This is a genomic window from Streptomyces sp. DS1-CR2 (genome assembly GCF_055760475.1).
This window is the reverse complement of record NZ_CM147085.1, coordinates 4,395,494-4,413,397: the sequence shown is the minus strand read 5'-3', so window position 1 is coordinate 4,413,397 and position 17,904 is coordinate 4,395,494. Positions and strand designations below refer to the sequence as shown.

Annotated in this window: 22 protein-coding genes, 1 tRNA gene and 3 pseudogenes; 11 read left to right on the top strand and 15 right to left on the bottom strand. The window is 70.7% G+C overall.

Going from position 1 to position 17,904, the window contains the following annotated elements; translation table 11 throughout:
- Window positions 1-8 precede the first annotated feature (8 nt).
- From ACY0PA_RS21255 to ACY0PA_RS21235, 5 genes are all read right to left on the bottom strand, one after another.
- Complete coding sequence (locus ACY0PA_RS21255; RefSeq protein ID WP_100599122.1) at window positions 9-185, bottom strand: hypothetical protein; 177 nt, start codon at window positions 183-185, stop codon at window positions 9-11.
- A 211-nt stretch (window positions 186-396) separates the two neighbouring features.
- A tRNA-Ser gene (locus tag ACY0PA_RS21250) sits at window positions 397-481 on the bottom strand.
- Between the two features lie 89 nt (window positions 482-570).
- Window positions 571-1,092 carry a tRNA adenosine(34) deaminase TadA gene (gene tadA, locus ACY0PA_RS21245; protein ID WP_473086085.1) on the bottom strand — a complete coding sequence of 174 codons (522 nt, stop codon included), beginning with the start codon at window positions 1,090-1,092 and terminating at the stop codon, window positions 571-573.
- Between the two features lie 38 nt (window positions 1,093-1,130).
- Window positions 1,131-1,682: a tRNA adenosine deaminase-associated protein gene (locus ACY0PA_RS21240; RefSeq protein ID WP_473086084.1), complete on the bottom strand. Its 552-nt coding sequence runs from the start codon at window positions 1,680-1,682 to the stop codon at window positions 1,131-1,133.
- Between the two features lie 152 nt (window positions 1,683-1,834).
- Complete coding sequence (locus tag ACY0PA_RS21235; protein WP_473086083.1) at window positions 1,835-2,029, bottom strand: hypothetical protein; 195 nt, start codon at window positions 2,027-2,029, stop codon at window positions 1,835-1,837.
- A 95-nt stretch (window positions 2,030-2,124) separates the two neighbouring features.
- On the opposite strand from ACY0PA_RS21235, the gene upp reads away from it, so the two are divergent.
- Window positions 2,125-2,760, top strand: a complete 636-nt coding sequence (upp, locus tag ACY0PA_RS21230; RefSeq protein ID WP_473086082.1) for a uracil phosphoribosyltransferase — start codon at window positions 2,125-2,127, stop codon at window positions 2,758-2,760.
- 35 nt (window positions 2,761-2,795) lie between these two features.
- Here the strand turns inward: upp and ACY0PA_RS21225 are convergent, their stop codons facing one another.
- Both ACY0PA_RS21225 and ACY0PA_RS21220 read right to left on the bottom strand, forming a co-directional pair.
- Complete coding sequence (locus ACY0PA_RS21225) at window positions 2,796-3,440, bottom strand: LytR C-terminal domain-containing protein (protein ID WP_473086081.1); 645 nt, start codon at window positions 3,438-3,440, stop codon at window positions 2,796-2,798.
- Window positions 3,441-3,541: 101 nt separating this feature from the next.
- Window positions 3,542-3,838 carry a type II toxin-antitoxin system VapB family antitoxin gene (locus ACY0PA_RS21220; RefSeq protein ID WP_003955420.1) on the bottom strand — a complete coding sequence of 99 codons (297 nt, stop codon included), beginning with the start codon at window positions 3,836-3,838 and terminating at the stop codon, window positions 3,542-3,544.
- Window positions 3,839-3,959: 121 nt separating this feature from the next.
- On the opposite strand from ACY0PA_RS21220, the gene ACY0PA_RS21215 reads away from it, so the two are divergent.
- Entirely contained in the window at window positions 3,960-5,696 is a 1,737-nt protein-coding gene (locus tag ACY0PA_RS21215) for a helicase HerA-like domain-containing protein (protein WP_473086080.1), read from the top strand.
- Between the two features lie 62 nt (window positions 5,697-5,758).
- Here ACY0PA_RS21215 and ACY0PA_RS21210 read toward each other — a convergent pair whose 3' ends face one another.
- From ACY0PA_RS21210 to ACY0PA_RS21200, 3 genes are all read right to left on the bottom strand, one after another.
- The gene (locus ACY0PA_RS21210) at window positions 5,759-5,920 is read right to left on the bottom strand and encodes a hypothetical protein (RefSeq protein WP_473086079.1); all 162 of its coding nucleotides are present in this window, start codon (window positions 5,918-5,920) and stop codon (window positions 5,759-5,761) included.
- Window positions 5,921-5,989: 69 nt separating this feature from the next.
- On the bottom strand, window positions 5,990-6,349 hold the full coding sequence (locus tag ACY0PA_RS21205) for a hypothetical protein (RefSeq protein WP_473086078.1): 360 nt from the start codon (window positions 6,347-6,349) through the stop codon (window positions 5,990-5,992).
- A 113-nt stretch (window positions 6,350-6,462) separates the two neighbouring features.
- Window positions 6,463-7,056, bottom strand: coding sequence for an HhH-GPD-type base excision DNA repair protein (locus ACY0PA_RS21200; protein WP_473086077.1), 594 nt, complete (start codon window positions 7,054-7,056; stop codon window positions 6,463-6,465).
- Between the two features lie 35 nt (window positions 7,057-7,091).
- Between ACY0PA_RS21200 and ACY0PA_RS21195 the strand changes: the two are divergent.
- Window positions 7,092-7,478: pseudogene (locus tag ACY0PA_RS21195) on the top strand (GNAT family N-acetyltransferase); the annotation flags it as partial.
- A 12-nt stretch (window positions 7,479-7,490) separates the two neighbouring features.
- Here ACY0PA_RS21195 and ACY0PA_RS21190 read toward each other — a convergent pair.
- Entirely contained in the window at window positions 7,491-8,252 is a 762-nt protein-coding gene (locus tag ACY0PA_RS21190; RefSeq protein ID WP_473086385.1) for a sulfite exporter TauE/SafE family protein, read from the bottom strand.
- A 102-nt stretch (window positions 8,253-8,354) separates the two neighbouring features.
- Here ACY0PA_RS21190 and ACY0PA_RS21185 point away from each other — a divergent pair, with 102 nt between their 5' ends.
- The 5 genes from ACY0PA_RS21185 to ACY0PA_RS21165 all read left to right on the top strand — a co-directional run bounded on the left by ACY0PA_RS21185 (window position 8,355) and on the right by ACY0PA_RS21165 (window position 12,559).
- Complete coding sequence (locus ACY0PA_RS21185; protein ID WP_473086076.1) at window positions 8,355-9,251, top strand: LysR family transcriptional regulator; 897 nt, start codon at window positions 8,355-8,357, stop codon at window positions 9,249-9,251.
- An 89-nt stretch (window positions 9,252-9,340) separates the two neighbouring features.
- The gene (locus tag ACY0PA_RS21180) at window positions 9,341-9,667 is read left to right on the top strand and encodes a cupin domain-containing protein (protein WP_473086075.1); all 327 of its coding nucleotides are present in this window, start codon (window positions 9,341-9,343) and stop codon (window positions 9,665-9,667) included.
- A 187-nt stretch (window positions 9,668-9,854) separates the two neighbouring features.
- Entirely contained in the window at window positions 9,855-10,679 is an 825-nt protein-coding gene (locus tag ACY0PA_RS21175) for an isocitrate lyase/PEP mutase family protein (protein ID WP_473086074.1), read from the top strand.
- A 33-nt stretch (window positions 10,680-10,712) separates the two neighbouring features.
- Window positions 10,713-11,546, top strand: a complete 834-nt coding sequence (locus ACY0PA_RS21170) for a PP2C family protein-serine/threonine phosphatase (protein WP_473086073.1) — start codon at window positions 10,713-10,715, stop codon at window positions 11,544-11,546.
- A 62-nt stretch (window positions 11,547-11,608) separates the two neighbouring features.
- A complete protein-coding gene (locus tag ACY0PA_RS21165; protein ID WP_473086072.1) occupies window positions 11,609-12,559 on the top strand; it encodes an MASE1 domain-containing protein in 951 nt (316 codons plus the stop codon).
- A gap of 19 nt (window positions 12,560-12,578) precedes the next feature.
- On the opposite strand, the gene ACY0PA_RS21160 is transcribed toward ACY0PA_RS21165, so the two are convergent.
- Window positions 12,579-12,779: a hypothetical protein gene (locus tag ACY0PA_RS21160; protein WP_473086071.1), complete on the bottom strand. Its 201-nt coding sequence runs from the start codon at window positions 12,777-12,779 to the stop codon at window positions 12,579-12,581.
- Between the two features lie 198 nt (window positions 12,780-12,977).
- Between ACY0PA_RS21160 and ACY0PA_RS21155 the strand changes: the two genes are divergently transcribed.
- Complete coding sequence (locus ACY0PA_RS21155) at window positions 12,978-13,460, top strand: DUF5994 family protein (protein WP_473086070.1); 483 nt, start codon at window positions 12,978-12,980, stop codon at window positions 13,458-13,460.
- Between the two features lie 26 nt (window positions 13,461-13,486).
- Here ACY0PA_RS21155 and ACY0PA_RS21150 read toward each other — a convergent pair whose 3' ends face one another.
- The 3 genes and pseudogenes from ACY0PA_RS21150 to ACY0PA_RS21140 form a co-directional block, all read right to left on the bottom strand.
- Window positions 13,487-13,873 (bottom strand): VOC family protein, encoded by a 387-nt coding sequence (locus ACY0PA_RS21150; RefSeq protein ID WP_473086069.1) that lies wholly within the window; start codon window positions 13,871-13,873, stop codon window positions 13,487-13,489.
- Between the two features lie 90 nt (window positions 13,874-13,963).
- Window positions 13,964-14,239: pseudogene (locus ACY0PA_RS21145) on the bottom strand (PIN domain-containing protein); the annotation flags it as partial.
- A 993-nt stretch (window positions 14,240-15,232) separates the two neighbouring features.
- Entirely contained in the window at window positions 15,233-16,183 is a 951-nt protein-coding gene (locus tag ACY0PA_RS21140; protein WP_473086068.1) for a hypothetical protein, read from the bottom strand.
- Between the two features lie 327 nt (window positions 16,184-16,510).
- Between ACY0PA_RS21140 and ACY0PA_RS21135 the strand changes: the two are divergent.
- Together ACY0PA_RS21135 and ACY0PA_RS21130 are read left to right on the top strand one after the other, a co-directional pair.
- Window positions 16,511-17,482 (top strand): annotated as a pseudogene (locus ACY0PA_RS21135) (DUF3631 domain-containing protein); the annotation flags it as partial.
- Window positions 17,483-17,650: 168 nt separating this feature from the next.
- On the top strand, window positions 17,651-17,866 hold the full coding sequence (locus ACY0PA_RS21130; RefSeq protein WP_473086067.1) for an excisionase family DNA-binding protein: 216 nt from the start codon (window positions 17,651-17,653) through the stop codon (window positions 17,864-17,866).
- The last annotated feature ends 38 nt before the right edge of the window (window positions 17,867-17,904 follow it).

Genomic DNA, 17,904 nt, shown 5'->3' with positions numbered 1-17,904 from the left:
GAGGTCGCTCAGTTCCCGCCGCCGTTGACGACCCAGGTCATGAAGTCGCCGATGCTCTGAGCGGCGGACGAGACGCCCTCGAAGCCTATCTGGACGTAGTCCGCGGCCTTGGCCGGGTCGGTGATGATCACGTAGAGGACGAACACGACGACGACGAAGAGACCTATCTTTTTCGTCTGCACCACGCTCTGGCCTCCCCATTGCCCGTATCCCGTGTGACCCCTGTGCCGGGCGTGAGTGTATCCCGGACATCTGTTCAGCCGGTTATCCGGTTTTCGGCGCCAACAGCCCGGCGGGCGGGGCGTTTTGCCCGATCGGTCTGCGTGCGGCCGGACATGGCGGGACATGCAGAACGCCCCTCTTCTCCGGTGACCCGGGGAAGAGGGGCGTTGTCAGCGGTAGCGGTGGGATTTGAACCCACGGTGACTTGCGCCACACTCGCTTTCGAGGCGAGCTCCTTCGGCCGCTCGGACACGCTACCGAGAGAGATCCTAGCCCAAGTTGGGCCGTGGTCTGAAATCCGTATCCGGGAGGCCCCTCCGGAGCGCTTTCCAGGGGCCCGGACACCCCCTAGCGGTCCCGGAAGAAGGAGGTGAGCTGCTGCGCGCACGCGTCGGCGAGTACGCCCTCGATCACTTCGGGGCGGTGGTTGAGGCGCCGGTCGCGGACGACGTCCCACAGGGACCCGGCCGCCCCGGCCTTCTCGTCGCGCGCCCCGTAGACGACCCGGTCGACCCGGGACTGCACGAGGGCGCCCGCGCACATCGTGCACGGCTCCAGGGTCACGACGAGCGTGCACCCCGTGAGCCGCCACTCCCCGAGCGCCGCGGCCGCCCGCCGGATCGCGAGCACCTCCGCGTGCGCGGTCGGGTCGCCGGTCGCCTCTCGCTCGTTGTGCCCCGAGGCGAGCACGGTCGTGCCGTCCGGGGCGAGCACGACGGCCCCGACGGGCACGTCACCGCCCTCGGCGGCCAGCCGCGCCTCCCGGACGGCGAGGCGCATGGCCTGCCGCCAGGGATCGCGTACGGGGTCCGGTGTCTGGTCTGCGGTGCTCACGGGCGGAATGTAGCCGACCGCGGCCGACACCGGCATCGTCGTGGAGAAATGGGCAGATGGTGGACGGGCGGGACCTATCGGACCGTTTCGAGGACCTCCGCCGCTCCCAGGACCTCGGCGATCTCGCTGAGGGCGTCGTTGGTGTCGAGGGCGAGGAGCTCCTTCTCGGAGACTCCCAGGTCGGCGAGGATCAGCCGGTCCCCGATCGGGCCCGGGGCCACGGCCTCGGCGGCAGGATCCGCCGCGTCGTCGTCCCCGGCCTCGTCCTCGTCGGCCGGGTCGGGCTCGCCGTCCTCGGTCCCGTCGAGATCCAGGGCGTCCAGCTCGTCCTGGTCGGGATCCTTTCCGAGCAGTTCGTCGGTGAGCAGGATCTCGCCGTACGAACTCCGGGCGGCCGCGGCCGCGTCGGAGACGTAGATGCGAGGGTCCTCCTCGCCGTCCACACGGACGACGCCGAACCAGGCGTCCTCCTGTTCGATGAAGACGAGCACTGTGTCGTCCTCGGCACCGGCCGAGGCTTCACGGGCCAGGTCGGTCAGATCCGACAGGGCCTCCACGTCGTCGAGCTCTGTATCGCTCGCTTCCCACCCGTCTTCGGTGCGCGCGAGCAGTGCGGCGAAGTACACCGTGACTCTCCCACTGGTCTCAGGTGTGCCGGTTGGGGTTCCCCCGGCGGACTCGGGAGGCGGGGTGTGCAGTTCCGAGCCCCGCCCAATCGGAATCGTGGCAGAAACCATCGCTTCAGGAGAGGTCTTCCGCCCGCTGTGTTCGCGCGGCGTCACCAGCGGAACGTGCGCATGCGCATCTGCTGCCGCATTCGTGCCGCCCTGGCACGGCGTGGCCGGACCCGGTCGCGCAGCCCCCGCGCCTGCGCGAGTTCCCCCAGGAACTGGGCTCGGCGCCGTCTGCGCCCGTCCTCGGCGCCCTCCGGCTCCGGGTCCTGTCCCCGGTCGTGCCGGGCCTGATCCGGCATAGACGCACCACCCCGGCCGGTCCTTCCGACTTTCGCTCCGATGGCGGGTTTGATGCCAGCACGAGGGCGTCCCGGGCCCGGTTACTGTTGAGGACATGCGCATTCACGTCGTCGACCACCCGCTGGTGGCGCACAAACTCACCACGCTGCGCGACAAGCGCACCGACTCCCCGACCTTCCGGCGCCTCGCCGACGAGCTGGTCACCCTGCTCGCGTACGAGGCCACCAGGGATGTGCGCACCGAGCTGGTCGACATCGAGACCCCCGTCTCGGGCACGACCGGCGTGAAGCTCTCGCACCCGCGGCCCCTGGTCGTGCCGATCCTGCGCGCCGGTCTCGGCATGCTCGACGGCATGGTGCGGCTGCTGCCGACCGCGGAGGTGGGCTTCCTCGGCATGGTGCGCGACGAGGAGACGCTCCAGGCGTCCACGTACGCGACGCGCATGCCCGACGACCTCTCCGGGCGGCAGGTCTACGTCCTCGACCCGATGCTGGCCACCGGCGGCACGCTCGTCGCGGCGATCCAGGAGCTGATCAAGCGCGGCGCGGACGACGTGACGGCCGTGGTGCTGCTCGCCGCCCCCGAGGGCGTGGAGATCATGGAGCGCGAGCTCGCCGGTACGCCGGTGACGGTCGTGACGGCCTCGGTCGACGAGCGGCTCAACGAGAACGGGTACATCGTCCCGGGCCTCGGCGACGCGGGCGACCGGATGTACGGGGCGGCCGAGTAGCCACCCCGTAAGGGATCTCGTTAGTTCAGTTCAGTTCAGCAGTGCTTCTTCGACGTGGCGGACGTCGGTGAGGACTTGGCCAGCGCGGCCAGGGCCTTGTCGGCGTCCGCCTTCGTCGTGAGCTGCTTGAACGCGGTGCCGATGATCAGGTCGACCTCGGCCGGCTTGGCGCGGGTGTCGGTCTTCAGCTCGGCGCCGGCGAGCTGCGTGCCGAGGACCGGCAGCGCCGCGTCGGTGGCGGCCCTGGCGCCGAGCAGCAGCCCGGGGCCCTTGACCTTCTTGTCGTACGCCTTCGGCGCGTTGCCCACGTCGCCGATGGCGAAGCCACGTTTCTTCAGCTCGTCCGCCGTCTGTTTGGCGAGGCCGCTGCGGGGCGTGGCGTTGAGGACGTTGACCGTGACCTGGCCGGGCTTCGGCAGGATCTTCGGGCTCGCCGAGGGCGACGCCGAGGTCTTCGTCCGGCAGTCGCCGGTGGTTCCCGCGGCCGAGGCCTTGTCACCGCCGCCGGTGAAGACGTCGATCAGCTGCAGAGTGCCCCAGCCGATCAGGCCGACCGCCACGACGGAGGCGACGACGGCGAGCACGATCCTGCTGCGCCCGCGGCTCCGGCGCATACGCGGGTATTTGTCTCCCGTGATGCGGTACTTGCCGCCCATGCCGGGGGGAGTGAGCATGCTCATGGGCGCAGCGTAATGCGCCCCGGCGGTGATTCCTACTAAATGATCATTGGCCCACGCCGGGGACTACCCGAAAGGGTCAACGCGGGCGCGCGGCCCGCGGCTCAGCCCAGCTCGAGGACGCGGGCGTGCAGCACCTGGCGCTGCTGGAGCGCGGCGCGCACGGCGCGGTGCAGACCGTCCTCGAGGTACAGGTCGCCCTGCCACTTCACGACGTGCGCGAAGAGGTCGCCGTAGAACGTCGAGTCCTCGGCGAGGAGCGTCTCGAGGTCGAGCTGGCCCTTGGTCGTCACGAGCTGATCGAGGCGGACCGGGCGCGGCGCGACGTCCGCCCACTGCCGGGTGCTTTCCCGGCCGTGGTCGGGGTACGGCCGGCCGTTTCCGATGCGCTTGAAGATCACACGGAAAGCCTACCGGGCCCGGCTCTCCGGGCGCAGCCATGGAGACGGAGTGCGACTCTGGGAAATGACGCCCTAAACATGGGCAAACCGGGAACACTCAATCCGGGGACAGGGGCCAGAAATGAGTGACAGTGAGCCGATCCCGGCTGGGCCGGCGAATGCGAAGCCTTCATCAGGGGTAGACGCGGGCGCCGGGTTGACGCCCGGAACCGCCGCTTCCTCAGCCCCGGGCGGGACAGGTGAGGGTTTTTCCGCCGGGACCACTGCCCCCGAGCCCGTCACCACGGCCCCCGCTCTCCCCGCCCCCGCTCTGGAGATCGCCGCCGGGTACGCCTTCGCCGGGCCCGCCCTCGATCTCGGTGCGCTCGTGTGGGACGGGCAGTGTCTGCCGGACGCGCAGATCCGGATTCCGCTGGGGATGCTCAACCGGCACGGCCTCGTCGCGGGCGCCACCGGCACCGGCAAGACCAAGACGCTCCAGCTCATCGCCGAGCAGCTGGCCGCGCAGGGCGTCCCCGTCTTCCTCGCCGACATCAAGGGCGACGTCTCCGGCGTCTCGGCCCCGGGCGAGCCGGGCCACAGGGTGACGCAGCGGGCGGCCGAGGTCGGTCAGGAGTGGCGGGCGACCGGCTGTCCGAGCGAGTTCTACGCGCTCGGCGGCATCGGCCCCGGCATCCCCCTGCGGGCCACCATCACCGCCTTCGGCCCGGTCCTGCTCTCCAAGTGCCTCCAGCTCAACCAGACGCAGGAGCAGTCGCTCCGCCTGATCTTCCATTACGCGGACCAGAAGGGCCTCGAACTCGTCGACCTCAAGGACCTGCGCGCGGTCGTCACGTTCCTCACCTCCGACGAGGGCAGGCAGGAGCTGAAGACCATCGGCGGGCTCTCCACCACGACGGCGGGGGTGATCCTGCGCGCCCTGACCGCGTTCGAGCAGCAGGGCATGGGCGACTTCTTCGGCGAACCCGAGTTCGACAGCAGCGAGCTGCTGCGCACGGCCCCGGACGGCCGCGGCCTGGTCTCCGTACTCGAACTGCCCGCCGTGCAGGACAAGCCGCATCTCTTCTCGACGTTCCTGATGTGGCTGCTCGCCGATCTTTTCCAGGACCTTCCCGAGGTCGGCGATGTGGAGAAGCCGAAGCTGGTCTTCTTCTTCGACGAGGCGCATCTGCTCTTCAGCGGCGCGTCGAAGGCGTTCCTGGAGGCGATCACGCAGACCGTGCGGCTGATCCGGTCCAAGGGCGTGGGCGTGTTCTTTGTGACGCAGACGCCGAAAGACGTGCCGCCCGACGTCCTCGCCCAGCTCGGCAACCGGGTCCAGCACGCGCTGCGCGCCTTCACGCCCGACGACCAGAAGGCGCTGAAGTCGACGGTCAGGACGTTCCCCCACTCCGCGTACGACCTCGAGGAGCTGCTGACCTCGCTCGGTACGGGTGAGGCCGTGGTCACCGTGCTGAGCGAGAAGGGTGCGCCGACGCCGGTCGCCGCGACCCGGCTGCGGGCGCCCGAGTCGCTGATGGGGCCCGTCGACGCGGCCGCGCTCGACAAGGCCGTGAAGGAGTCGGTCCTGTACTCGCGCTACGCGAACGCCGTCGACCGTGAGTCCGCGTACGAGAAGCTGACGGCCCAGGAGGCCGCGACGCAGGCGCGCAAGGACGCCGAGGCGCAGGCCGCTCAGGCGGAGAAGGCGGAGAAGGCGGCGGCGCGGGGTTCTGGGGGGCGTGGGAAGCCCAAGGAGGACGCGTCGGTCGTGGAACAGGTGGTGGGCAGCGGGATCTTCAAGTCGCTTGCCCGGTCGGTCGGTACGCAGTTGGGGCGGGAGATCTCGCGGTCGCTGTTCGGGACGCGGCGGAGGTAACCGGCTCGGTGGTGGTCCCGGTCCCGCGGGTGCGGGGCCGGGACCTTTGTTGTGCGGGCGGCTCAGGTGCGGTCCTGCGGGTCCGTGTCCTGTGCCTTGTCGTCGGTCGGGGGCGTGGGCTTCGGGGTCTCGCGTGCGGGGCGGGCGCGGCGTACGGCGCGACCGTCGCGTACCGCTTCGGCGCGCAGGAGGGCGCGCAGGACCGCGTAAGGGTCGATGGGCATGAGGGTGTCGTCCTTGTCGTGCGTGGGGGGTGTGCAGGCTCGGTCCGCCGGGAGGGCGGAGCCGGACTGTCAGCAGCGCAGGACGACGCAGCGCAGGGTGTTCAGGGAGTTGAGGGTGGCGCGGGGCGCACGGGGGCGCGCGGGTGGCGCGGAGGGGCGCGCGCGGGGCACGGGGGTGGCGCGTTCAACGGGGGGACGCGCCGCGTGCCCCGTCGGCAGGCGCAGCGCAGTGTCGGGGGCGTCCTGGTGGAGCTCGCCGGGTTCGGTGGAGGAGGAGGAAGCGGCGTGCGCGGGCGCGGCCTCGTCGCACGGGACCGTGGACGCGAACGCCGCGCCGAGCAGGGTGAGGAGGACGAGCAACGTCCGGGCCCACGCGGGCCGTCGCGCGGTGCGGCGGCCCGCGCCCGCTGGGGAGGCGCGCGTGCTCATGGAGGTAAATGTCCCCGGGTGGCGCCCCGAAGACGATCAACGCAGACGAGATCCGCCCTCATGGGCTACGGGACGCGGCGTGTGCTGACGCGCGGAGGGACCTTCTTCGGGTCCTACTTCCCCGCGGCCTTGGCCGCCTTCGCCGCCGCCTTCATCTCCTGCTTGTGCGCCCGCACCTTCGTGAGCGACTCGGGTCCCGTGATGTCGGCGACCGACCGGAAGGACTTCGCCTCGCCGTACGCACCCGCGGCCTCGCGCCAGCCCTTGGGGCGCACCCCGAGCTGCTTGCCGAGCAGGGCCAGGAAGATCTGGGCCTTCTGCGTGCCGAAGCCGGGCAGGTCGCCCAGGCGCTTGAGGAGTTCCCTGCCGTCCTTGACGCCTGCCCAGACGGCGCTCGCGTCCCCGTCGTAGTGCTCGACGAGGTACCGGCACAGCTGCTGGATCCGCTGGGCCATCGAGCCGGGGTAGCGGTGCACGGCCGGTTTGGCGGACAGCAGCTCGGCGAAGGCCTCGGGGTTGTAAGAGGCGATCTCGTGCGCGTCGAGATCGTCGGCGCCCAGGCGCTGGGCGATCGTGTGCGGGCCCGCGAACGCCCACTCCATCGGTACCTGCTGGTCGAGCAGCATGCCGACGAGCGCGGCCAGGGGGCTGCGGCCGAGGAGCGCGTCGGCGTCCGGCTCCTGGGCGAGGTGAAGAGTGACGTCCATGTGTCGATGATCGCGCGGCGCGGGCCGGGGCGCAGCTCACCACGCACCACGCCCACCTCGTCCGCCTCAACGGCCAACCCGTCGCGCTCTTCCAGACGTACGAGCCCGAGGCCGACCGGGTCAGCGAGTGCTACGAGGTCGAGGACGGCGACATCGGCGTGCACTTCCTGATCGCCCCGGCCACGGACGGCGCCGTCCGCGGCTTCACCGGAGCGCTCATGACCGTCCTCATCGCGTACGCGCTCGAAGGGCACGGCAAGCGGCGGATCGTGGTCGAGCCCGACGCGCGCAACGCGAAGGCGGTCGCGCTACTGGAACGCGCGGGCTTCGAACTCGGCCCCGAGATCGTGCTCCCGGAGATCGACCTGCCGGAGGTGTTCCTCCCTCAGAAGCGCGCCCGGATCGCGTTCCTCAAGCGCTGACGGCCCGCGGGCTCAGCCTCGTACGAGCATGATCACCGAGGCGGTGACGCCGACCACGACGATCACCGTGCGCAGGACCGCCGGGGGCAGCCTGCGGCCGAACTTCGCGCCGGTCAGGCCGCCCAGCGTGGAGCCGACGGCGATCACCGCGGCCGCCACCCAGTCGACGTCGGCGACGGCGATGAAGACCACCGCCGCGACCCCGTTCACGATCGAGGCCAGGACGTTCTTCGCCGCGTTGAGGCGCTGGAGGTCGTCGTGGACGAAGCTGCCGAACATGCCCATGAGCAGCACGCCCTGCGCGGCGCCGAAGTAGCCGCCGTAGACACCCGTCCCGAGCACCCCGAACCACATCGGGACGCCGCCGTCGGCGCGCGTGGCCGTGGCCTGGCGCTTCTTCGACCAGCGGCTGAGCCGGGGCTGGAGCGCGACGAGGACGCAGGCGGCCAGGATGAGCACGGGCACCACCGCCGTGAACGCGTCGGCGGGCAGCTTCAGCAGGAGCAGCGCGCCCGTCAGCCCGCCGATCAGCGAGGCCGTGCCGAAGCGGAGCAGCCGTTTGCGCTGCCCTTTCAGCTCGCGCCGGTAGCCGTACGCGGCGCTGAGCACGCCCGGCACGAGGCCGATGTTGTTCGACACGTTGGCGAGCACCGGCGGATAGCCGAACGCGAGGAGCGTGGGGAAGGTGATGAGCGTTCCGGAGCCGACCACCGCGTTGATCGCGCCGGCGGCGACACCGGCCGCTCCGACGGCCACTGCTTCAAGTGCATCCACATCCGAGATCGTTTCGGAGCCCGACACCCAAGTCAATCCTCGTAATTTCTTGAGAACTTCCAAGGTCTGGCTTGGAAGGGGCCGGATGGCTACGTTGGCGCGGTGACCCTCGACGATCTCCGTGTCTACGTCGCCGTGTGCGCGGCGGGCAGCCTCAGCGCCGTCGCCCGCGACCTCGACTGCACGCAGTCGGCGGTGAGCCAGCACATCCGCCGCCTCGAACGGGAGGTGGGCGTCAGCCTCCTCGAACGGCACGCCCGCGGTGTCCTGCCGACCGCCGCAGGGCGCATCCTGCAGACCGCGGCCGCCGAGGGCATCGGCGGCATCGATGTCGCGCTGCGCCGCCTGCGCGACCTGGCCCGCGGCGAGAGCGGCGCGGTGCGCGTCACCACGGGCGCGACGACCGTGCGCCACTTCATGTCCGGGGCCATCGTCGGCTTCCGGCGCCGCCACCCCCAGGCGAGCCTGGAATTCCAGACGGTCAGCTCCAGCCACAGTGCCTACGAGGCGCTTGCCGCGCACGACCTCGACCTCGCGTGGGTCACCATCGGCACGCCGGAACGCGGCGTCGAGCAGCGCCCCGTCGTCGAACTCCCCTGGGTCCTCGCGGTGCGCCCCGACGACCCGCTGGCCGGCCGGACCCGGATCGGCCCCGATGACCTGGCCGCCGCCCAGCTCATCAGGCCCCCCGAACAGTCCACGTCGCGCTCCCACCTCGACCGGCACTTCACCGGGCTCGGGATCGTCAGGCCGGCCGGGTCGGACGCGGGCGTCGCCGACTGGGCCACCGCCGTGCACCTCGCCGAACTGGGCCTCGGCCACGCGCTCGTCCCCGAACTGCCCGGCTGGCGCGAGGGCGACCGCGCGGGCGGCCCGGTCCTCGTTCCCGTACCGGACCTGCCGCCGCTCGCGGTCGGCTGGGCGGTCCGGCGCTGGTCCACGCTGACCCCACTGGCGAGAGCCTTCGCGGACCTGGTGGCGGAGCACTGCGGGAGGTAGGGGCTTCACGTGGTGGTGGCGGGGGTCCGGGACCGGGGAGACGTCTCGTGCCTGTGGCGGGGGACGGGTCCCCGGGGGACGCTGGAAGCATGACCACGACGTACGACCTGAACGCTCTCGCCGACAAGCACGTCGCCGCAGCCCGGATCTCCCCCCACGGCCGCAGCGCGCACCTCCTGCTCCGCGAGGAGACCCTCCGGCAAAGCGTGATCGCCCTGACGGCGGGCGAAGTTCTGGAGGAGCACAACGCGCCGCCCGCCGCGACGCTCCAGGTGCTGCGGGGCGAGGTCGTGCTGACGGCGGCCTCGGGCGACGTGACGCTCACGAAGGGCCGGCTCCACGCGCTCCCGCAGGAACGGCACGGGCTGCGCGCGGTCACGGACGCGGCGGTGCTCCTTACGGCGGTCAACGACTGAGGGGCGCCCGCCGCCCCCGGACGCTTCGGCCGGCGCCGAACAGTTCCGCGCCTAGCGTGCGCCGCATGACACAGCGATACCGGTTCAACCGGTACGAGGACATGCGCCGGGCGCCGGCGGACCCCTGCCTCGTTCCGGTCCCGGTCCCGGCCGTCGCGCCCACAGCGCCCGAAGGGACGACCCCCCGATGAACCAGTCCGCCCGCGAAGCCTTCAAAGCCCTGCACCACGACCCTGGCGGCCCCCTCCTCCTCCCCAACGCCTGGGACCACGCCTCCGCCGCCGCCCTCGCCGGGCAGGGGTTCACCGCGATCGGTACGACGAGCCTGGGGGTGGCCGCCGCGGCCGGGCTGCCCGACGGCGCAGCGGCCACCCGCGAGGAGACCCTGCGCCTGGCCCGCCGCCTGGGCGGGGGCGCGTTCCTGCTGTCCGTGGACGCGGAGGGCGGGTTCGGCGACGACCCGGCCGAGGTCGCCGGCCTCGCCCGTGAGCTGGCGCGGGCGGGCGCGGTGGGGATCAATCTGGAGGACGGCAGGGCCGACGGCACCCTCACCCCCGCCCCCGTCCACGCGGCGAAGATCGCCGCGGTCAAGGCCGCCGTACCGGACCTGTTCGTCAACGCCCGCACGGACACGTACTGGCTCCCGGACCCGCGGACCGCGCCGGAGCCGGAGACCCGCCGCCGGCTCGACGCCTACCGGCAGGCGGGCGCCGACGGGGTCTTCGTGCCGGGCCTGACCGACCCGGCCGCGATCACCGCACTGGTGGCGCACCTGAGCCCGTCCCGCATCCCCCTCAACATCCTCTACTCCCCCACCGGCCCCACCGTCCCCGAGCTCGCCGCCCTGGGCGTCCGCCGCGTCAGCCTCGGCTCACTCCTGTTCCGCGCGGCCCTGGGCGCCGCGGTCACGGCGGCGCTCGACGTACGGGCGGGCCGGGACGTGGCCCCCGAGACACCGACGTACGGCGAGGTCCAGGAGCTGAGCGGCGGTTCGGACGCCACGCAAATATGATGAAGCCGGGGTTTTCCGTATCCGGAGCGGTCCATGACGCAGCGTCGTCCCAGCCAGCCCGAGAGCGCCGACGACCTGCTGACCAGGCTCGGCCGCCTTGCCGCACAGGCACGCGCCGGGGCGGAACTCCAGCACGCCCGGGTCGAACTGGCGGAAGCCCTCCAGCGCGAAATGCTCCCCGCCTCACTGCCCGCCCTGCCGGGACTGCGGACCGCCGCTTGCTACTCGCCGGCCCGCCACGGCCTGGACATCGGCGGGGACTGGTACGACGGGTTCGCCACCCCTGACGGCGCCCTCGGGTTCTCCATCGGGGACGTCCAGGGCCACGACGTCGAGGCCGCCGCCTTCATGGGGCAGATCCGCATCGCCCTGCGCGCCGTGGCCGCCTTCGCCCCGGACCCGGGCGAGGCGCTCGCCCAGGCCAACGACCTGCTGCTGTCGATGCGCCACGAACTCTTCGCCACCTGCAGCTTCCTCCGCTTCGACCCGACGACCTGGGTCCTCGAGTCCGCCCGGGCGGGCCACGTCCCCGCCATCTGGGCCACGGTCGACGGCCGGTACGGCGTCTCGGAGGACGAGGGCGGGCTGCCGCTCGGCATGCTGCCCGGGTCCAAGTACCCGGTCACCCGGCACCGCCTCTCGACGGCGGGGGTGTACGTCCTGGTCACCGACGGCGTGGTCGAAGGGCCCTCGTTCCCGATCGAGGCGGGCCTGGAGCGGGTGGCCCGGGTCGTCGCGGCCGGGGCAGGCGCCGACGCCGCGGAACTTGCCGCCGCGGTGATGGAGGTCGCCGACTGCACCGGCCACCAGGACGACTCCGCGGTACTCGTCCTGTGCCACGGCCCGCCACCCGTCCTGCCCGGGTGACAGCGGGTCCCCAGCAGCGCGTGTCACGCACCGCCACAGGACGGGAGTGATTATGTGATCCAGTGGTACGCACCGAGGAACTCCGACGCCTCTCCGAGGCCCTGCTGAGGATCCTCGCCGTCGCCGCCGCCTACTACGCGACCGGACGGCTCGGCATGTGGCAGCGGATCGCCCTCGAAGGCGCGGTCGTCACCCCGCTCTGGCTCCCGACGGGCGTCGCCGTCACCTGCCTGCTCTGGATGGGCCTGCGGATCTGGCCGGGCATCGCGCTCGGCGCCTTCTTCCTCATCGACTCGATCAACCCGTTCCGCCTGTCCGACCTCGCGATCGTCGCCGCGAACACCCTCGCCCCGATGTGCGCCTGCGTGCTGCTGCGCAAGGTGGGCTTCCGCCTCGCGCTGGACCGGCTGCGGGACGGGGTCGCCCTGGTCTTCCTGGGCGGACTGCTGCCGATACTGCTGAGCGCCACCGTGGGCACGTGCGTGCTGGTGCTCAGCGGCAGTCTGCAGTGGAGCGCGTTCTGGCCGGTGTGGGCGGCGTGGTGGGCCGGCGACACCATGGGCGTACTCGTCGGCACCCCGCTGCTGATCACGCTGAGCAGGGCCCGGCCCCCCTGGAACACCCGCCGGTGGCCGGAGGCAGTAGCCCTGCTGGTCACCGCGGCCGTCATCACACCCCTGGCCACGAGAAGCCCGCTCGCCCTGCTCTTCCTCGTCTTCCCGCTGCTCACGTGGGCGGCGCTGCGCTTCCAGCTCGCGGGAGCGGCGCCGTGCGTGCTGTTGGTGTCCGTACTGGGGATCTCCGCGGCCACCGACCGCGCCGGCCCGTTCGCCGACCACACCCTCTTCGAGGTCATGTTCAACCTCCAGGCACTCAACGGCTCGGCCGCGCTCACCGGCCTCCTGCTCGCGGCGATCGTCACCGAACAGAAGAGCATCCGCCGGAAGATCGAACAGGCGGTCAGGGACCTGACAGAAGTGGTGGGACACCTGGCGCCGCGGAGGGACGAATGACGGACGTGCGTCGTCCCTGTCAGCTGCGGTCGGCCGGGCCGGACGCGTCTTCGGGGATCCGCCGGTGGTTCTTGCGGCTCCGTCTGCCGACACCCGGCATGGGATCGCTGAAGGTGTGCGTGGCGACGCGTGCGTCGTGCCGGGCGTTGATCCGGTGGATCAGGCGCATCCCCATGAGGGTCACGAGGACGATGGCGCCGATGAGGATGATCGCCTCCATGGCCGTCACCTCCCGCTTTCCACTGCTTTAACCCTAACTCCGGCCGCGGCAGCCCGCGGCCCGCCGTGACGAGCGTGGGCGCGGCCACCGGGGTTACCGTAAAGCTACGACGGCATCGCGCCGGTCGACGCATCCCCCCGACATCGGCACGGGCCGCTCGGTGGGCGTCGGCCGTACGACCGAGGCGGGCGAACCACCATGGCTGAATCCGACACCCCCCACCAGCCCCCAGTGCTTCTGCCGGACGCCCCCCATCAGGAGGCGGAACCCGCAACGGCCCTGCTGAGGCTGGAGACCACCCAGTCCCGCGAAGGCCTCCTGGACGGCGCGTGGTGGCCCCGGTCCCATGACATCACGGCCGAACTGCCCGCCCTGGTCGCGGAGCTGACCTCGCACCTCGGCCCCATCACGCGCGTCGGCCTCGACTCCGCCGCCTGGGAAGAGCTGCCGACGCGCCTGATCATCGACGACCGGGTCGTGCATCTCGACGCCCACGAGGTCGGGGACGGCACCGCCCTCGTCACCCGCGGCGACGAGGAACTCTTCGTCCTCCTGGTCGTGCCTCCCGAATCGGAGCCCGAAGCGGCCCGCGCCGCGATGGCCCGCGCCGCACTCCCCGAACTCCCCGACAACATCACCGAGGCCGCACAACTCATCGTCGCCAACCCGGACGAACCCTGAGCCGGGAAACGACGCGCGCGCTCCGGTCAGGGGCGGCGGCCCGCAAGGACGCAGAACTCGTTCCCCTCCGGGTCGGCAAGGGGGACCCAGCTCACATCGCCCTGCCCGACGTCGACGTGCCGGGCACCCAGGTCGAGCAGGCGACGGACCTCTTCGTCCTGCTCCCTGTCAGTCGGGTTGACGTCGATGTGGAGCCTGTTCTTGACGGCCTTGCCCTCGGGCACGCGCGCGAAGGTGAGCGCCGGTGGCACCGGGCCGGGGCGGTCCTTGCCCTCGGGCACCTCGGGGGAGCCGATGATGACAAGCCCGTCCTCCTGGTCGTGCACCTCGTAGCCGAGGACGGAACACCAGAACCGGGCGAGAGTGTCGGGATCGGCACAGTCGATCGCAAGCTCGGTGAACTTACTGGCCATGTGAGGACCTCCCAGTCGAGTAGCCGCTACGCAACCACAGAACAACCACAGAACGTCGAAGGGCCCCACCGCACTGCAACCACCGCTGACCTACTTGCCGCGCTCCGGGCCGTACCACTGGAGAGGTTGCCCGGTGACTGCGGCGATGCACTCGAAGTCGTGATCACGATGGAGCAGGGTGAGCCTTTGCAGTTCAGCCGTCGCGGCGACGACGAGGTCGACCGCCCCCGCACTTCGGTGCCTCCCCTGCTTGGTGAGCACTTCCTGGACTTGCCAAGCGCGGTCGTAGGCGCGGTCGTAGGCGCGAACCCAGCCGAAGATCAGTTGCATCTCCTCGATGGCGCGCGTCCGGTCGGCAGCCGACCGGACGCGCATGTACCGCCGCTGGGGTCGTCGCGCCGAGCAGCTCCGCGAGACTGTCCCGGGTCGCCCGGGCTCCCAGGGCTGCCAGGGCCTCGGTAGCCTGCAAGCACGGCAGTGTGAGTCGTGGCAGGGCGAGCGCCACGGACCCCGGGCGTTGGAGACGGTCTGCCAGTTCCCCCATCGAACGAGGTTCCGGGGAGGAGGCGGCGTCCTTGCGTGTGGAGAGCACGCGTGCCAGGCGGGAACCGTCGAGTTCGCTCAGCCATGTCGCAAGCGTCGATCGGGACTTCATGCGGGGTACACCTCGCCAGACCAGGAACATCACGGGCGGGCCGAAGACGGTTCGGCGCAGACCTCAACGATGGCGCAGTTACATGATCTGCGGATGCCGCACGGAGATTGGTACGCAGGGGAATCCCGAGCCGCTTCCCGGGCCGCCGCGGTTCATGTCCGACAAGACGAGCCAAGCGGCAGCACAAGATCCAGTTACCCGTTGGCCGAAATGCTCAGAAACTGCAACCACGCACGGCGAAGGGCCCCGCTGCGAACAGCAGGGCCCTTCGACATCGTGCCCGGTGAGGCACTGGCGGAGGATACGAGATTCGAACTCGTGAGGGGTTGCCCCCAACACGCTTTCCAACTGTGCGCGTGGCCGTTCAGGGGGGTTCGGCGAGGTTCGCGGGGCAGCTCAGACGGGGTACGCGTACGGCGGTGAACGGTGGCGGCCGTCAGTGCACTGGACAAAGACACGGACAACGAGCAGCGCGGAGAGAGAGCCCGTCTCACAGCTCCGAGGCTGTCCGACCGCCTCGTCGACCGCGCAACGCTGGCCGTACGTTGGCGGGCCGGACGCCTTGATGACGTTGCCGGCCGCGGCGGTAGGCGTGGATGTCACCCGCTCACGTCAAGGTCACGTCCACGGACGTGATGTACGGCGGGGTCAAGAACGCGGCGAAGCGGGTGGGTGACGGTGTCTCCAGGGCTGCACGGCGGTGTTCAGCCTGTGCAGCCCAGGACACTTCCGGGCGGAGCACAGTTGTCCGAGGTGTTGTGACGAACCACGGACTGGTCGAGGATCACGGTGCCGCCGGCTTTGTAGATGCCGCCGCCGCTGCCGGGGCCGCCCGTCGCGGTATTGCGTAGCACCGTGGAGCGGTTCACCGTCAGCGTGCCTCTGTTCCAGATGCCGCCACCGAAGCGGGCGGTGTTGCTGTACACCGTGGAGCGGGAGACCGTTACCTCGCCCAGGTTGTTGACGATGCCGCCGCCGTCACTCACTCTCGCGGTGTTGTGGTGCACGGCCGAGTCGATCACCGTGACCGTTTGGCCGGCGAGATAGTTGAAGATGCCTCCGCCGTTGTCTCCGGAGTTGCGGAACACACTGGAGCCACGCACCGTCAGGTATCCGTTGTTGTTGATGCCGCCGCCAGCGCCCAGTGAGTAGTTGTCCCTCACCGTGGAGCCGATCACCGTCAGCGTACCTAGATTGTGGATGCCGCCACCCGCGCCTGATGGTGCCGTGTTGTCTCTCACCGTGGAGCCGATCATCGTCAGCCTGCCTTGGTTGTTGACGCCGCCGCCGGAGGACGCAGCGCTGCCATGGGTGAGGATCAGGCGGTCCAGGTGAACCTGGGCTCCGCTGCCGACCGTGACGGTGGAGCCTGCCTGGTTGCCGTCGAGCACCGCCCGACCGATGCCCCTCAGGGTCAGGTCCTTGCCGATGGTGAAGGGGCCTGTGCAGGTCCCGCTCACCAGCAGGGTGTCTCCCGGCGAAGCGGCGGTGATGGCGGGTTGCAGGGCATTGGGGTTGGCGTTGCAGCTCACCACAGTTCCCTGGGCAGCCGCGGCTGGGACCACTCCGGTCATGCTGGCTGCCCCTGCCGCCACCGCTACCGTCGCCAGCCGCACCCAGCGGCGCCGCAGGATCTTGCCTACTTCGATGCGCATTTGGCTTCTCCTGGCCTTTCATCACGCATGTCCGGAAAAGGGGTACGCCCTCACCTCGTTCTCTCAGCGCGGCGTGAGCACCCCGTGATCGCATATGTGCTGCCCCGGCCAGGCAGCGCAGCATCGGGGGCGATCACCCTGCCCTCCGAATAGTCCAACAAACGCACCTATTTGGACTGCACGAACCATGCGGGCTCGACCGAGGAGCCGGACACGTCTTCCTCCGGTCGCACGCCATCCCTGGTTCACGGGAACCCTCAGATCTCAACTCGGGAACCCTGTCGGGCGCGATCCGCGTTTCAGCAGGTCGGTGAATCCAGTCGGCTCCCGGGGTCGGGCAAGACGCGGGCACTGGAGATCGTGGAAACGCTCGTGCCGCAGCCCATGACCGCCGTCAACGCCTCCGCCGCCGCTCTGTTCCGCAGCGTCTCCAGCGGGAACGGCAAGCCGACGATCCTGTTCGACGAGATCGACACGGTCTTCGGCCCCAAGGCCGGGGACAACGAGGAGTTGCGCGGCTTCCTCAACGCCGGACACCGCCGCACCGGCGTCACCTACCGGTGCATTGGCGACGGCGGACAACAGACCGTGCAGGCATTCCCCTCGTACTGCGCGGTCGCCGTTGCGGGTCTCGGCTCTCTGCCGGACACGATCCTGAGCCGTTCCGTCATCATCCGAATGCGCCGCCGGGCAAGGAACGAGAAGGTGGAGCCCTTCCGCGCCCGTGTCCACGAGGCCGAGGGCCACAAGCTCCGCGACCGGCTCGTTGCATGGGCCGAGCACGCCCGTGGCTTTGTCATGGGAGCCTGGCCGGACATGCCCGACGGAGTCTCCGACCGGCCGGCCGACGTGTGGGAGCCGCTGCTCGCCATTGCTGACGCTGTGGGCGGCCACTGGCCCGAGCGTGCCCGCGCCGCGTGCGTGGCCCTCGTGACCGCCTCCCGCGCTAACGACAAGGGCAGCATCGGCGTCCGGCTGCTGACCGACCTGCGCGACCACGTCATGAGCGGCATCGACCGTCTGCCGACCGTCGCCATCCTGGATCGGCTCAACTCCATGGACGACGCACCGTGGGCCGACCTGAACGGAAGGCCCCTCGACAATCGGCGCTTGTCCAAGATGCTCGCCGACTACATGACGGCGGACAACGAGCCCATCGCGTCCCGCAACATCAAGGCCGGCGCGAGCGTCCTCAAGGGCTATTACGCCGCTGATCTTCACGACGCGTGGCAGCGCTACTGCCCCCCACCCCCGGAAAGTCCGCTACCTCCGCTACCGGGCACCGAAAACATGGTCTGACCTGCGTCAACGCGGTAGCGGCAAGCCGTCGCACTTGCCGCTACCTATCCGCTACCGCTACCCCGTCCGCTACCCCCGACAGGCCGTCTGACCTGCGAGGTAGCGGCGGTAGCGGAAGTAGCGGACTTCCAGAGGGGCCCCGGAGGGGCCGACCACGAAGGGACGTTCATGAGCACCGGACTGACCTCCGTTGTCGACAACACCCTGGTTCTGCTCACCGTTGAGGAGGCGGCCCGCCGCCTGAGCATCGGGCGCACGACCTGTTACGCGCTTATCCGTACCGGTGAGCTGGAGTCCGTCCCCGTCGGCAGCCTGCGTCGCATTCCTGCCGACGCTCCCGCCGCGTACGTCGCACGTCGACGTGCTGCGCAGTGCGCGGCCTGATCTCAGCACTTCCGGAGCGCCGCCCACCTACGGGCGGC